Origin of the sequence: Christensenella timonensis (genome assembly GCF_900087015.1) — a bacterium.
GTDB lineage: Bacteria > Bacillota > Clostridia > Christensenellales > Christensenellaceae > Christensenella > Christensenella timonensis.
Window position 1 is genome coordinate 2,235,225 of record NZ_FLKP01000002.1, and the last position, 14,386, is coordinate 2,249,610.

Sequence of the window (14,386 nt, forward strand, 5' to 3'; positions counted from 1 at the left end):
CTTACACCTCATAAACTATTTCACAGCAAAAAATTCAATCATATCAAGGGTATTCTTTACTCCTGGTATATCAGTAATATTAAATTTTGTTAATGTTTCAGTATTCGATATAAAAGCATGGCCTTCAGCTCCTCCACCAAGTCCAAACATTCCTTCGCCGCCTTCATAGATTTTATTATCTGGATCATTGGGATCATATCCATATATATATTCTCCGCCACCAGCTAAGCCTGCTCCACCACTGACACCAGCTTGAATCCCCGGACCTTCAAGAGCTTCATAACCATCGGCATTCGTACCACCAGCAAATATAAAAGCGGAACCGCTTGGAGTGGCTGCTATACCTAAACCACCTCCAACCGTTGTCTGTATGGCAACATTACCATAACCATCAAAAGTTAGTTGAATTGTTGCCTGACCACCTAGGCCACCAAAGGAACCGGAAACTCCTGCTCCAATATGGAATGTTCCTGCGCTGCCATTTTTCGAGATATATGCCTGAGCAACATCTGATAAAGAGTATGTTCCATCTGCATTTTGCGTTGCCCCATATTGCTTTCCAAGAGCGTCAAGTTTTTCGCGTGTCAAATCTTTGCTGTCTTTAGTATCTCCAAAAGTATAGCTCGGTGTAACTCCAACGCCATTCCCTGTACCTAATAGTAGTACGCCATCTGACACTAATGCCTTATTTCCAGACACACTTGCTCTTGCTTTTTCCAGCTCCTTATTTGCTTGTGCTTTTTCAAGATCATCCATGCAGGCCTTAATTGCCTGTGCCTGCGCCGGACTCGTTATCTCTATAAATTGTCCATTGTAGCGGATTCCCACTCGATCCCCATCATATTCTACCCCATATCCGGGGAAGATATCCCTTACAACGCTTGTCTTACGCTGTTTTTCTTCGGCCTTTTTCTGCTGTACATACGCATTATAAGACGAACGCGCCTGGCTTGCAGAATACCCAACGCTTTTGCCTTTAGATATATTTTTCGCAAATGTACTGATCGCCTTATCCTTTGCCGCACCGGAATTTCGCAGCGTTGCTCTTGCAGATTTTCCCGCATCCGCTATCTGGTTGCCCAAAGCCCTGCTGCCGTTTTTGATATAATCCCCTGCGTCCTTGTTGAATACGCCAACAACGCTTCCCGCTACATAGCCCGCTCCCTCAACGATCTTTCCGCCAAGCCATGCCGCTCCCTCAGCAATCGCGCCAAAAAAATCACCAATTTGTTCAAAGAACATTCCACTTGGATCGCTGAAATTGACAGGATTATTCGCCGCATAAGTGTATCGGTTCATTGCCGCCGAGCCTGCGCCCTGCATCTGGATGATATCTTTTTGACTGAACCGCATCATGTCCGGCTCGTAATACCTCATCCGCAGGTATTGCAGCCCTGTCTCCGCGCTGTAGTATTCGCCGTTATAGCCAAAGCCCGTGGCCTTGCCTGTCATCTGTTCCCCAAACGGCGTATAGCGGTGGCTTTCCACCTGCGTATCCTGCGTGAACGGCAGCAGGTAGTTATACCACGCATTGTTGTACGATATTTCCTGCGCCACGCTTCCGCGCCCATCATATACATAGTCTGTCTTGCGTTCCGCAAGCCCGTCCTGTGCGTACATCGAAAGGCGTTCCAGCCCGTATTCATACGAGACCGTCCTGCCGCCCGTGCGCTCCATCAGTACCTGCGCATTCTCTGTGTTGATGTCGTTCACATATTCTGTTGTGATCCACTCGTCCGGGTTTTCAGCCTCACTCGTTTCCGTCTCCAGCTTTTCGCCCAGTTCCGCAAGCTCCTCCAGAGTCTTGCGCGCGCTGGTTCCCTTGCTTTTCTTTTCGATCCGGTTCCCCGCTGCGTCGTACGTATACTTTTCTTCATATCCGTCGTAACCAAGGTAATCCGTCAGCTTCCCTGCCGCGTCGTAGGCATATGTGCTCGTTTTCCCATTCAGCGTTTTGGCGGTCAGGTTGCCGTTCGCGTCATAAGTATAGTTTACCGCGCCATTCGCGGATGTCAACTTTGTCAGTTGGTTCGCCGCATTGTATGCCATCTCGCTCTTCACGCCGTTTGCGACCTTCTGTGTCATGTTCCCCGCCGCGTCGTACGTATACTTTTCGCTGTAGTCATTTTCTTTGAAGGAAGTGAGCTGTCCGAGCGGATCGTAGCCATAGTCCCGCGTATAAACAGTTTCGCCTTCTGTGCGCGTTTCTCCCGTTATATATCCGTTTTTGTCATATTCGTATGCAAAAGAAATATTCGTTTCGCCGCTCGCCCTTTGAGATACGACGCGGTTCATCGCGTCATAGCCATATTCGGTTTGGATACCGCCTGCCTTTGTTTTGATCCGGTTTCCGTTTGCGTCGTATTCATAGGTGGTTTTCCCGCCGTCAAGCCCCCGCACCTCGACCAGCCGGTCCATATCGTCGTACCGGTAGGACACCTTGCGTCCGTCCGGGTAGGTGATTTCTGTCTTGCGCCCGTAATCGTCATACGAATATCCGACCACATCACCCGATGCGCCCGTAACAGAGATCAGTTGGGATTTATCGTCGTACTGGTATTTGCTCGTCCCCTCCGGCCCTGTCATTTCGGTCACCAAACCAAGCTCGTTATAGGTGTGCCTCACCTGTTTTTCGCCGTTATAATCCTCGCCCGTCATCTGTCCAAGATCGTCGTAGGTATACGTCGTGACCGTTCCGTCCGGGTTCGTTATTTTTGTAAGCCACCCCTCCGGCGTATACTCATATTTCTTCACGTTCCCCAGCGCGTCCGTTTCGCTCAAGAGGTTGCCCTGCGAATCGTATTCGTACCCCGTCGCATGGCTGAGTGCATCCGTTACCTTTGTGAGGCTCCCGAGCGCGTCGTACTCATACGAAACAGTATTTCCGAGCGCGTCTGTTGTTTTCGTCACGTTTCCGGCGGCGTCGTATTCAAAGGTCGTTTTTGCGTTTTCCGCATCAGTCTTCTGGATGACGTTCCCGCCAAGGTCATATTTGTTTTCATACGAAGAACCGTCCGCATAGGCAATCTTTTCCGCCCAGTCCATCGCATCGTAAGAAACCTGCGTGACATTGCCAAGCGCGTCTGTCTGCGATACCATATTTCCCGCCGCGTCATAGGCATACGATATTTTTGAACCGTCGGGGTTCACCCTTGCCGTCATATTGCCCATTGCGTCGTACTCATATGTTGCAATGCGGTTTCCGTTTTGTTCCGTCAGGATATTTCCTACTGCGTCATAGGTATATTGCGTGGGCATCCCCTGCCGCGGCAAAAGAGTTGAGACGCGACCAAGCTCGTCGTACTTATACCGATCCGAAGTCCCGTCGGGATAAATGATATGCGTCAGGCGGTTTGCCTTATCGTATTTCAGTTCCAGTTCATGCTCCTGCGCATCCGTTACCTGTCTCACATTGCCGTTTCCGTCATAGGCATATTCCGTCGTTTTGCCGTTCACCGTCTGCGCGGTCACGCGGTTCATGGAATCATACGTATATTCTGTGATCAATCCCTGTTCATTGGAGCTCTTTAAAAGCCTGCCCGTTTCGTCATATTCATTTTCAATCGATATGCCATTCGGCCCCGTGGTTTTGACCGTATTGCCGAGCGAATCGTACTCCATTGTAACAGAGTTCCCGCGCGCGTCCGTAACCTTGGTGGCCTGACCGTTCGCATTATACTCGTACTGCGTCGAATTACCAAGCGCATCCGTCTGCTTTGTGACACGCCCCGCCCCGTCGTATTCCGTGTGCGTTTTCCCGCCGTTTTTAAGTACAGCGCCCATCTGCTGACCGTTTTCGTTATATTCAAAGCGCATGGAATTTTTGCGGACATCTGTCGTCTTTATGAGGTTTGCCGCCTGATCGTATTCGTATTCTTCCGTGTTGCCAAGCGGGTCGATGGTTTTTGCAAGCTGCCCTGCCTGATCGTATTCGTAGCGGAACACGCCGCCGTTCTGGTTGGTGACAGAGATGATCTTCCCTGCCGCGTCGTATTTGGTCGATTTGCTGTTTCCAAGCGCGTCCGTTTCTTTTGTTACATTGCCGTTTGCGTCGTATGCAAAGGTCGTTTTCGCGCCCGTTGCGTCTATCGTCGCGGCAATGCTGCTGTCCGGGTTATATTCGATTGTGGAAACGCCGCCGTTTGCATCCGTTGTCTTCACGGGACGGTTCAAGCTGTCGTATTCCGTTGTAACCGTTGTGCCGTCCGGGTTTATTTGCTTTACCTGATTGCCGTTTGCGTCATACTGAAATTGCGTCTCATTCCCGTCCGCGTCCACCGTTTTTGCCAGCTTACCGGTCAATTCATCGTATACATAAACCGTCCTTGCGCCCGCAGCGTTTATCTGCGCGGTCATGCGGTTCATAGAATCATATTCAAATGTTGTCCGGTTCCCTGCCGCATCCGTCTGGGATATGGCGTTGCCGTTCGCGTCGTACTCATATGTGGCTGTTTCTCCAAGCGCATTGCTTACCTTCTTCACATTCCCGTTGAAGTCGTACTCTGCTTGCTGCACGCTCCCATCCGGCAGGATCGTCCTGACCAGTTGGTTCATGCCGTCGTATTCCATCCGCGTCGTTTCGCCCATCGGATTGACGGCGGCAATCTGGTTCCCCGCGCCGTCGTATTCGTAGGCCATAAACGTCCCGTCCGCAAAAACGATCTTCGTATTGTTCCCCGCCGCGTCGTATTCATATTTCGTTACCATACCGGATGCGTCGATTTTCGACGTCAGGTGCCCGGCAGGATCGTATGCAAGTTTTGTCACGCCGCCCTTTGCGTCAATGGTCTCTACAAGGTTTGCGCCCTCGTATTTATATTCTGTTTTATTTCCAACTGCGTCAATTTCGAGTATCTTCTGGCCATAGGCGTTATACTGGAATTGCACGACGCTCCCATCAGGATTTATTTGCTTTGACTGATTGCCGTTGGGGTCGTATTCATATTTTGTGACATTTCCCGCCTTATCCGTAAATTCTACCGGCAGGTTGTCCTCGTTATATACAAACGATACAAAGCTGCCATCCGGTGAGATTTCTTTTGTTTTGTTGCCGTTGCCATCATATTCGTAGGCAATCAATGTTCCATCGGCTTGTGTAATACCCGATACATTCCCATCTTCGTCATATGAAGTCAGGGTTTCGTTTCCATTCGCATCCACCTGCTTTATAACGCGTTTTTGATCGTCAAACCAAACCTCTGTCTTTTGCCCCTGCGCATCTGTCGTTATTGTATGATCAGGGGAATATTCCAGATGATACTCTCCGGCCTGCGCGTCTGTCTGGAATACCACACGGTCTTTTTCATCGTATTCATTAAATACCTGCTGTACGCCGTTGCCGTCGTACCACTCCGTCATCCGGTGCTGACCGTCGTAAACGTACCGCTTCGTATTCCCGTCCGCATCCGTGAAACTCACAAGGTCGGTTCCGCTGTATTCGTACTGCATAACCGCGCCGCCGGGCAGCGTGATTTCCGTAATATGGCCGCCCGTGTCCATCGTAACGCCAAGCCGCGCGCCTGATGGAGCAATTACAGCGGTCATAAGCCCCTTGCCATCGCGCTCAATTTTGGTGACGTTCGTTTCGTCGGTCACAATGGATTTCAAAAGCCCGGTTGTTGTGAAAACCATTGTCTTGCCCTGCGGTTCCTCTATTCTGATCTCGTGATTGATATTGTCAACTTCAAAACTAAGAAAATCATCATCGTTTCCTGTATATGTCCCGTCGCCGTTCGGCGTGAAGTATACCGTCGCGCCGTTTGCTTTTACATATCCGTAAGATCCATCCTGGAAAAGGATCAAATGCTGCGCGAAATCCGTGTCCCAGCCTCCGCCAAACGGGCCGTCCGTCATTTCAGACTGCGCGTTATATGTCCGCACAATATTCAGGTTCGCGCTTCCAAGGTCGGCATATACAAAATCTGCCTGTTCCATAAAGAAATTGCCGTTATTGAAGTTGATCGGTTCAAAACCAATCGCGCAGTATTTATTCTTACCGAGCAGCTTTTCGTTGAGGAGCCGTTCTCCTTTGGGCGGGGACGGTTCGGTAGAGAACGTATAGTTTCCGCCGTACAGGTCGTTCAGGTATTGGGATTGCTCATATTCGTTCGCCGTAAATTCAACCACGTCAAGTTTTTCCGGCGGTGGGATCCGTACCGTTTCGGCTGCTGTTTTAAGACTCTCGTGCGGATAAAGTGTGACCGTATTCCCATCCACCTCGCCATAAATATGCTTTACAGATACTTCGTAAGCCGCGCCTTCTGCATACTCCGGGTCCAGGCAGCTTGTTCCGTTCTCCTCAGGTATTTCGGCAACCAACTTGCCATTTTTGTATACGCTGAAGAATACCGCACACTGGACGGTTTCCGTTTTGGGATTCGTGTTTTCCCACGTCAGGATATAATTCCGCTGCGCCGGGTCTTCGTAATATTTTCCATAGTCTGCCGCAACGACGTTTACAGGCGGCTGCACCAGCCTGACCTCGACATTTTTCTCCGTGCCGGTGAATCCTTCCAGATGCCACGAAACAAGCCTTGCTCCATCCGGCACCTTTGCCCTCAAATATATTTCTTTTGCAGCCTTTGGGAGCGCAACATTATCATTCAGGTCGATGGAAGCCCACGACTTATTATCCAAAGAATATTCGTAGACGATACTGCCTGCATCCGTTTCATCAGCAAGCGCGTCAAGGCGGATCACATTTACGGGACTGGGCGCTATGATCTTACCGCTTGTAACTGTCCCCTGCGGAACCGGCATTGCCTTTGCATCGCCCGCGTCCGGTGCGCCGATTGGTTCGTACTCAACCGGAAGGTTTTCACGCAGTAAAAGCTGCGTATTTGCCGTTCCGCTTACGCATACAAACCCGTCCTTTGTCTCAGCAAATGCGGACAGTCCATGCTTGCTTCTTTCCTGCACCTTATATGCTTCATAGGTAAAGCTGTCCGCGTGAAGGCTCCCATCCTCATAAAGCCACTGATTAACACAATCCGTTCTTGAAAGGTCGGTAGATATCTCTTTAACCGGCAGCGTTACCGTTTCCGGTTCTGTAATATGAAAAGGCTTTGCTTCGCGCAGCAAATTAGAGAATACCCTTACAGGACTCATCTCTATCACACCTTCAAGCTGCCATGCGCGCAATACTGGCGACTGTGAGCCGTTACCGTGCAATACGGCTTTTACTGCCACTGATTTTGTCGGTATTTTAAGCGCGATATCGGTTTGTGTTGTGATCGGCTCCCATGTATGCCCGCCGTCAATAGAATACGAATATTCGATTGACGTTCCGTCCGGCGTTTCTTCCGTCGCCTTCAGGCGCAGCGCCATAATTTCTTTTGCAGTACCGGAAAGGACAGATACGATCTCGCCATCCTGCGACGGATCGGTGAGTTTTGCTTCGGACGGCGCATAGTCTATATTCGTTTTATCTGCGGTAAAATCTTCGTTATCAAAAGCATCGGCAAAGAGCATTGCCGCTCCAAGCCCTCCGCTGTAATGCAGCTGTCCGTTGGTATCTTCGGAAATGACCGTTAAGGTGTGCGACGATCCTTCCGGGTAAGTGATCGCATCAAAATCAAACGACGTCTCATCATCCTTTTCTTCGACAAACACACCGTCAATATAGTAAAGCGCCGTTTTCTGGCTCGCTCCCTGACTTTGTTCGTCTGATCCATCTGGCGTTTCCCCGCTGTCTATCGAATCGCCTGTTTTCGGAAGGTAGTCCGCGGTATATTCCACGCTGGTTCGCGGCACGGTTATTTTATCTCCCTTTTCAGGGGCAGTGATGGTTACGTCGGAAAAGAGCGGCTTCGCGCTTTTATCTACTTCAAGGACAATCCCTTCGATCAGGCTTTCGTTTCCTGCCTGATCCCTGGCAAATAATGTTAGCTCAATCTTCTCATGATCCTCGAACGCACCCGTATTGAGCACACCAATGATCTGCTGATTCTGCTCCTCCGTACTGCGTGCAAGCTCCACGCTCTTGCCGCTGTCTCCCGTCGCGCTCAGCGTCCATTCGTCGAGGGACAGGTCGGAAACACTCCCCCATATTTCGACCATTCCATTTGCAATATCCCCGTCGACGGGTGCAAGAATTTCAATTTCTGGATTTGTCAGGTCGCGGTAAACCGTATTCGTGTAGGTGCGCTGATTTTCAAGTTGATCCGTCACCTTAAATGCGATTTCGTGTTCACCATCCGGCAAACCCGTAAGGTATGCCGTTATGTTGCCCGTTTCACCAAGAGTTGGCGGTGGATCACCGTCTGGATCGGCAAATAATGACAACAACCCTTGTGGATTCGTCATATCTATGAAGGGAATCGGTTGTTGCACGAATTGAAAGGGATCTGCTAAAAGTGAAAATCCATTTTGGTCATCTTCCCCACTCGAAACGTCTCCATGTTCGCCTTCTCCCGGCTCATTGGGATCCGATTCTGGTGGAACATAAGGTGTGAGGACATCATACCAATCCCCACCCGCAACGGAATATTCCGCACGGGCAAGGCCACTGTGTGGATCGCTCAATCCAGTCCATGCAACATCGATTGTATCTGATATTGTCCAGCTATCCGGGTCAACGGTAATGCTTTCCACGGTAGGAGCCGTGGTATCCTTATACAGCTTTACCGTTCCGGCTGCCCCGACGTTTCCGACCACATCCGTAGCGTGGATGCTGACCGTGTGCTCTCCATCTGTAAGGGACGTAATATCTACCGGCAGGCCATTGAATGCTTTATCTGTCTTTCCTGCAGACACCCAGCTTCCGTTATCCAAGCGGTATTCCACCGACTTGAGGTTGTTTAAATCGGTGATGCCACTCCATGAAAGGCCAATCGTATTGTTGTTGGTCCATGAGGCAGGGGTAACAGACAGCACGGGCGCGGTTGGCCCGGTTTTATCCAGATAGAAATATGCGTAGTTATGCACACCGTAATTCCCCGCCGCATCTTTCCCCCTGATGGCAATATAATGCCTGCCATCTTTAAGTCCTGCCGTACTGAATACATAACTGCCGCTGGCAGTATTTTTCCCCGTTGTTTTCCACGCGCCTGCCGGACTGTCGCTGTCGATCAGGTATTCGATCTGCCCGCCGCTGAGCGTTGTTTGTGCGCTGCCGGACGCGTTATTGTAGTCTGTGAGCCCTGACCAGGAAACCGTTATATTCGCCGCGTTTGTGTATGCTGACGGATTCACCGTGACCGCAGACGGTTTATTCGGCGGCATCGTATCCGGCAGTTTCCCGTATGCCTCGCTGAACAGGCCGGGATTTGGGGCCTGCCCCGTACCGTTATGCGGCACTACCTTAAAATAATAATTGAGGTCGTTTGCGTAACTGCTCCCGGGGTTGTTCTTTGCATATAGATGAGCGGGGATCATGGGCAGCTCTGCTCCGCCGCCGCCCAAATGCAATTTACATGAACCCGCGTTAATTTCCGCTGTGGTTGGCCAAATACCTTTTCCCCTCGTTGTAAAGGAAGTCGTATTGCCAACATTCAGGTATTCGTACTCTTTCCCATCCCATATGCCGATATAATACCCGCCCGCGCCTTCCACGCTGTTCCAGTTCACGTCAAAGTAACCGCTCCCGGAATTGACGCCGTTTGTATGCGGCGTAACACGTATTCCCGTATTCGGAATCCCTTCAAAATATGTCATGGAGAATGTCATGCGGTAGGAAGGCGTATCCGCCGAGACAAACTCACGGTAATCCCCATAATCATTTGCATCGCATACAAGGGCAAATCCGCAATTTTCGACCTGATTGAACGTATTAAAATATTCCCCAAACATTTCAGTCAGGTTCCAGCTATACCATCCGCTTCCGTTGACGTATTGCGTATCGTATGCTTTATCTAAAATATGGGGGGAATTGTTCCATGTGATTGTCCTTGAATTCCAACTGCTTTCTACCCGATGGACCGAGAATGGATCTATACTAAAAAAGTAGACATAAAAGTAAACAGTCTATTACAATAAAAGAGACACAAAAAGGAGGTTCTTTCATGGCTGCAAATAACTTCAAAAAATACGATGATGATTTTAAAAAGTCTCTCGTATCTCTTTTCCAAAATGGCAAAACACAGACCCAACTCTGTAAAGAGTACGGCGTTTCTCAATCCGCCCTTGGCAAGTGGATCAAGCAGTATTCTACCGTTCAGGTCGACGACGGTGAAGTCCTTACTGCCAAACAGGTTAAGGAACTCCAAAAACGGAATGCACAGCTCGAAGAAGAAAACCTTATCCTAAAAAAAGCGATTGCCATATTCACGCCTCACTCAAACAACGATTAGACGCTGTCCACAGGCTCCGTTTTCAGCACCGTATTCAAACGCTTTGCCGTGTCCTGAATGTCAATAGAAGCACTTACTACAAGCATTTTTATTCTCCTCCCGCTCCCCGTGTTTCTCTTAATCAGGATCTTCGACGCCTTATCCTTACTATTTATGCTGATTATGACAAACGCCTTGGCGCCTATAAAATCCACCATGTCCTCCAGCGTGACTATGGCGTCCGCATCAGCGTTGGACGAGTGTACCGCCTGATGCGCTCTATGCATTTACCAAAAATGTCTACTGCTCACCCCAGACATTATTTCTGTCGTTCCGATGACAGCCTTTGTCCCGACCGTCTCCGCCAAAGCTTTACTCAAAATGCCCCTAATCTTGTTTGGGTGAGTGATATTACTTATCTGCGGGCTGGCGGAAAATGGTATTATCTTTGCGTTGTCATTGACCTTTTTTCCCGCAAGGTCATTGCTTGGCACCTGTCTTCCAAACAGGATGTGGACCTTACGATCACTGCTTTCCGTAAAGCTTATGCCGCCCGCAGCGCTCCCAAGGGTCTGATGTTTCACTCTGACCGTGGAACTCAATATACCGCTTTTGCTTTCCGTAGTCTTTTGGACTCCCTTAATATTGTTCAGTCTTTTTCCAAGAAAGGATATCCGTTTGACAATGCTGTATGTGAATCTTTTTTCAAATATCTGAAAAAGGAAGAAGCTAACCGTAGAAGCTACTCTTCTTTTCACGATTTAAAGTTGGCTATTTTTTCCTATATTGAAGCCTTCTACAATGCCAAACGTCCCCATTCTTCTCTTGGTTATTTGACTCCCGATGAAGCTGATGCTCGTTTCCCCTAATTATCTTCACTTTTTTCTGTCCACTCTATTGACTATACTTCAAGAATGTGTTTCCGCTCGTTTTTCCAGATGTTTCATACATATTGACCTGTGCATGCTGAATCAGGATATTACTGCTTTTATTTACAATATCTTCGGGTATCACACATCGGATATATGCCTGGTTGATCGCAATCGTATCATTGCCGACACGAAAGTATTCCCGGTTATAGGTATTGACAGTATCCGGGCTTGTATTGCTGACATAATTGTCTTCTAACCCAAGAGATGCAGCGTCTACAGAATCATAATATACCGATGGATCAACGATCACAGGATATGCACGTTCCGGTGTAAGCCATGAATCGCTTAGCTCATAGCGAATGATATATGAACTCCCATCCTGCCGGATTGATACGGCAATATCTTCACTGTATGCGCCTGCCGCGTCTGTCATGAAAGGCGCTGCGATCCGTGCAATATTGACGCCATTGCTGTCACTTAAAAGGATTTCCTGCCCCTCTTGCCGGGGAACAAGGCCGCCGAGGTTTATCCGGTATTCAAATACATTATTTTCCGTGTATTCATTGATAATGATATCTTCTTTGATCCCATTTTCCCTGGCCTTTAAACGCAAGTCCGTCGAGGGATCAAAAACGCCTTCGTATGTTACGCTTTCAAATGCGCTCCCTGAATATCCTTCCTTACGCAGTTCCGGCTTACTATCTTCTTTCGAGACCGGGACGGCTGTTGGTTCCGATACTTCCGGGGTTGGCGCCGCAGCAGGCGCCTGTTCTGCGGTTGGTTCCGGCGTTGGATTTTCCGCTGCTTCAGCTTCTTGAACCGCTTCCGGCGCGGGAATCGCTTCAATTTCACCATTGGCGGTTGCTTCCGGCGACAGGCTGTTTCCCGCTTCTTCATTTGTTATGTCCGTTAACCCCGCTTCCTGCGTTTCCGGCTGCACGGGATCTTCCGATTCATTTACAGGCATTTCTGGATTCTGTGGCGCAGCACTTTCGGCTTCTTCGCTGCCTGCCAAATCATCGGGCGATTTCGGAATATTTTCTTGCTCAAAATTTGATTCGTCCACAATAGGCGCAATCGAAATACTTGTCCCATCCTTTGCAACGGTAACCAGTTCGTCGTTCTGCTTAAAATCATTGTTGATTTCCGCATCTACGGTTTCACTGGTGCTTATGATAGCGTCCCCCCGATCGACCAGAAGCGCATCACTGTCGTCCGGTTCCATTGCTTCCATCTGTTCGTCCGTGAGCTGCATGGTGAGGGTTTTGCTGCCGTTCCAGTTTTGCCGCACAGTAATCCCTTCGGCGACATTTTCTACCCGGCCCACGCCCGATTCGGCATATGCAACAGCAAACGGCTGCAGTATAGTCACGATACAAAAGACCAACGAGACTGAACCGATATAGAATTTAGCTCTCCAATTCTTTTTCATAACACCAACCCCACACTTTTCGCTACGATACTCAACGAATTTTTATGAATAAAAAAGGACACCCTTTAAGTCAGGTATCCTAAATGCAAACTTTCACCATATGCACTTTTATCTTTGCGTTTAACTTTGATTTTCCTAAATTTTTTCTGGACGGATAATGCTTCAGAAGCGAATCCAACCCACTCTTTGGACTCCCCTTGTTCATGACCATACCTACAATTCATTTGTCCTTAATGAAAGTATATCACTGTATCCCGTTTTTGTATAGGTCTCAAAATAAAAATTTGTCCATAGATCATAATCGGTATTTTCATCAATTCGCCGGTGCTAAATGGAAGCAATCTGATACATTCTGGTTTATGGCTTCAATCGATTCTTTCCTTTCCCATGACTATTCACCACACTTTCTCTTATGATAGAAAAGCAGCGGATTTATGTTGGAAAACCGTTTTGTTCGTCGATCCGCTGCTTCTCCCATGTATTTTAAACGCTATTATTCGACACTACTTCCCATAGCGAACGGGCAATAACTTGAACTGGTCACGGCTCATGACCATCACCGATATCCCAGCCGCCTCCCCTACGGGCAGATCTTTCTTTAGACGCCTGTTTTTCAAGGTGCCGGAGATAAAAGCCTTCACGTTCAAAAGAAAAACAGGACAGAATATGGTGCTCTACAATAAGAATTTTTTTAGATTTTTAATTGCCCTCCTTATTGAGTGTGAAACAGTAGTCCGGTCAACTCCTTCTTGTTCCGCAATCCGGCTTATGCTTAATCCTAGAAAAAAATGCGCATACACTCGATGCGCCTGTTTTTCCGGCAGCCTTAAAATTGCAGCGTACAAAAGGTTGCGGTCCAGCCTTTGTATAACCTGATCTTCCGGTGAGGGAAATAAGAATAATGCTGCGTTCTCAATTCCGTCTGCCCGATCAAGTGAATAATACGCTTTGTGATACCGTATCCTTGAATAATGGGATGCTTCTGCACGATACAATTCATCCAACACACATTCAACCGCATCAGGAACTTCAATCCACATATCCTGTTCATGGAAAAGTGGATAATACTTTTTCATATTTATCTTTTTCATGGTAACCTCCGTTTCGAGACTTGAAATAAGTTTCAAAACGGGGATGGTGGTGATCTGCACCTTTTAAAAGGCGCACAAAAAACACCTTTGCGGTTAACGGCTGCAAAGGTGCAAGTTACTAGATATATTTTTTTAAGAAACTATGTTCTTCATTTAAGATACAACAATGCAGTATTGTATCTATTTCACACCTCTTATTCTATCGAACGGATATATTACGGATATTGCATGTCCCACAATATTATCATAAGGTATCGGTCCAATCATCGGCTCCCTGCTGTCCGATGAATGATTCCTGTTATCTCCCATAACGAATATGTTATTTTCAGGCACTGTTATTGTTTCCATGTCTGGAAAGCGATTCTCATTCAAATAGGGTTCATCTATTGTTTCTCCATTGACACTAACCATATTATCATGTATCGAAATCGTATCGCCTTCCATGCCGATGATACGCTTCACACATTGCAGTCCGTCCGGATAAATAACGATCACAAGATCGCCATGCGATAGTCCTCCGGTATTTTTGGAGATCTTTTCGGTCAGTACAAGTTCACCGTCCTGTAATGTCGGCAGCATGGATTCGCCGCTGATCCATATCCAATCCAGCACGAAAACCCGCAGGCAAATGAGAGCAGCAATTACAAGCAGTAAAACGATCCAAAACCGTTTATCGCTTTTCTTTTTTTTCTCCTGCTGTACTGCCTTTTCCATCATTCACAC

5 protein-coding genes are annotated in these 14,386 nt (G+C 48.1%); 1 reads left to right on the plus strand and 4 read right to left on the minus strand.

The window, feature by feature from the left end:
- Nucleotides 1-15: 15 nt before the first annotated feature.
- Entirely contained in the window at nt 16-9,789 is a 9,774-nt protein-coding gene (locus tag BN6471_RS12965; RefSeq protein WP_066649470.1) for an RHS repeat-associated core domain-containing protein, read from the minus strand.
- A gap of 212 nt (nt 9,790-10,001) precedes the next feature.
- Between BN6471_RS12965 and BN6471_RS12600 the strand changes: the two genes are divergently transcribed.
- A protein-coding gene (locus tag BN6471_RS12600; protein ID WP_147553978.1) for an IS3 family transposase occupies nt 10,002-11,137 on the plus strand; the annotation gives its coding sequence in 2 pieces (ribosomal slippage) (nt 10,002-10,254 and nt 10,254-11,137; 1,137 coding nt in all).
- A 25-nt stretch (nt 11,138-11,162) separates the two neighbouring features.
- On the opposite strand, the gene BN6471_RS12070 is transcribed toward BN6471_RS12600, so the two are convergent.
- From BN6471_RS12070 to lepB, 3 genes are all read right to left on the minus strand, one after another.
- The gene (locus tag BN6471_RS12070; protein WP_147554031.1) at nt 11,163-12,572 is read right to left on the minus strand and encodes a hypothetical protein; all 1,410 of its coding nucleotides are present in this window, start codon (nt 12,570-12,572) and stop codon (nt 11,163-11,165) included.
- Nucleotides 12,573-13,246: 674 nt separating this feature from the next.
- Nucleotides 13,247-13,663: a sigma-70 family RNA polymerase sigma factor gene (locus BN6471_RS12075; RefSeq protein WP_066649478.1), complete on the minus strand. Its 417-nt coding sequence runs from the start codon at nt 13,661-13,663 to the stop codon at nt 13,247-13,249.
- Between the two features lie 180 nt (nt 13,664-13,843).
- On the minus strand, nt 13,844-14,380 hold the full coding sequence (gene lepB / locus BN6471_RS12080; protein WP_066649481.1) for a signal peptidase I: 537 nt from the start codon (nt 14,378-14,380) through the stop codon (nt 13,844-13,846).
- Nucleotides 14,381-14,386 lie beyond the last annotated feature (6 nt).

Bases quoted from the DNA above. Each gene is read 5' to 3' on its own strand.
- BN6471_RS12075 (WP_066649478.1), bottom strand. From the start codon at position 13,663: ATGAAAAAGATAAATATGAAAAAGTATTATCCACTTTTCCATGAACAG.
- lepB (WP_066649481.1), bottom strand. From the start codon at position 14,380: ATGATGGAAAAGGCAGTACAGCAGGAGAAAAAAAAGAAAAGCGATAAA.
- BN6471_RS12965 (WP_066649470.1), bottom strand. From the start codon at position 9,789: ATGTTTGGGGAATATTTTAATACGTTCAATCAGGTCGAAAATTGCGGA.
- BN6471_RS12070 (WP_147554031.1), bottom strand. From the start codon at position 12,572: ATGAAAAAGAATTGGAGAGCTAAATTCTATATCGGTTCAGTCTCGTTG.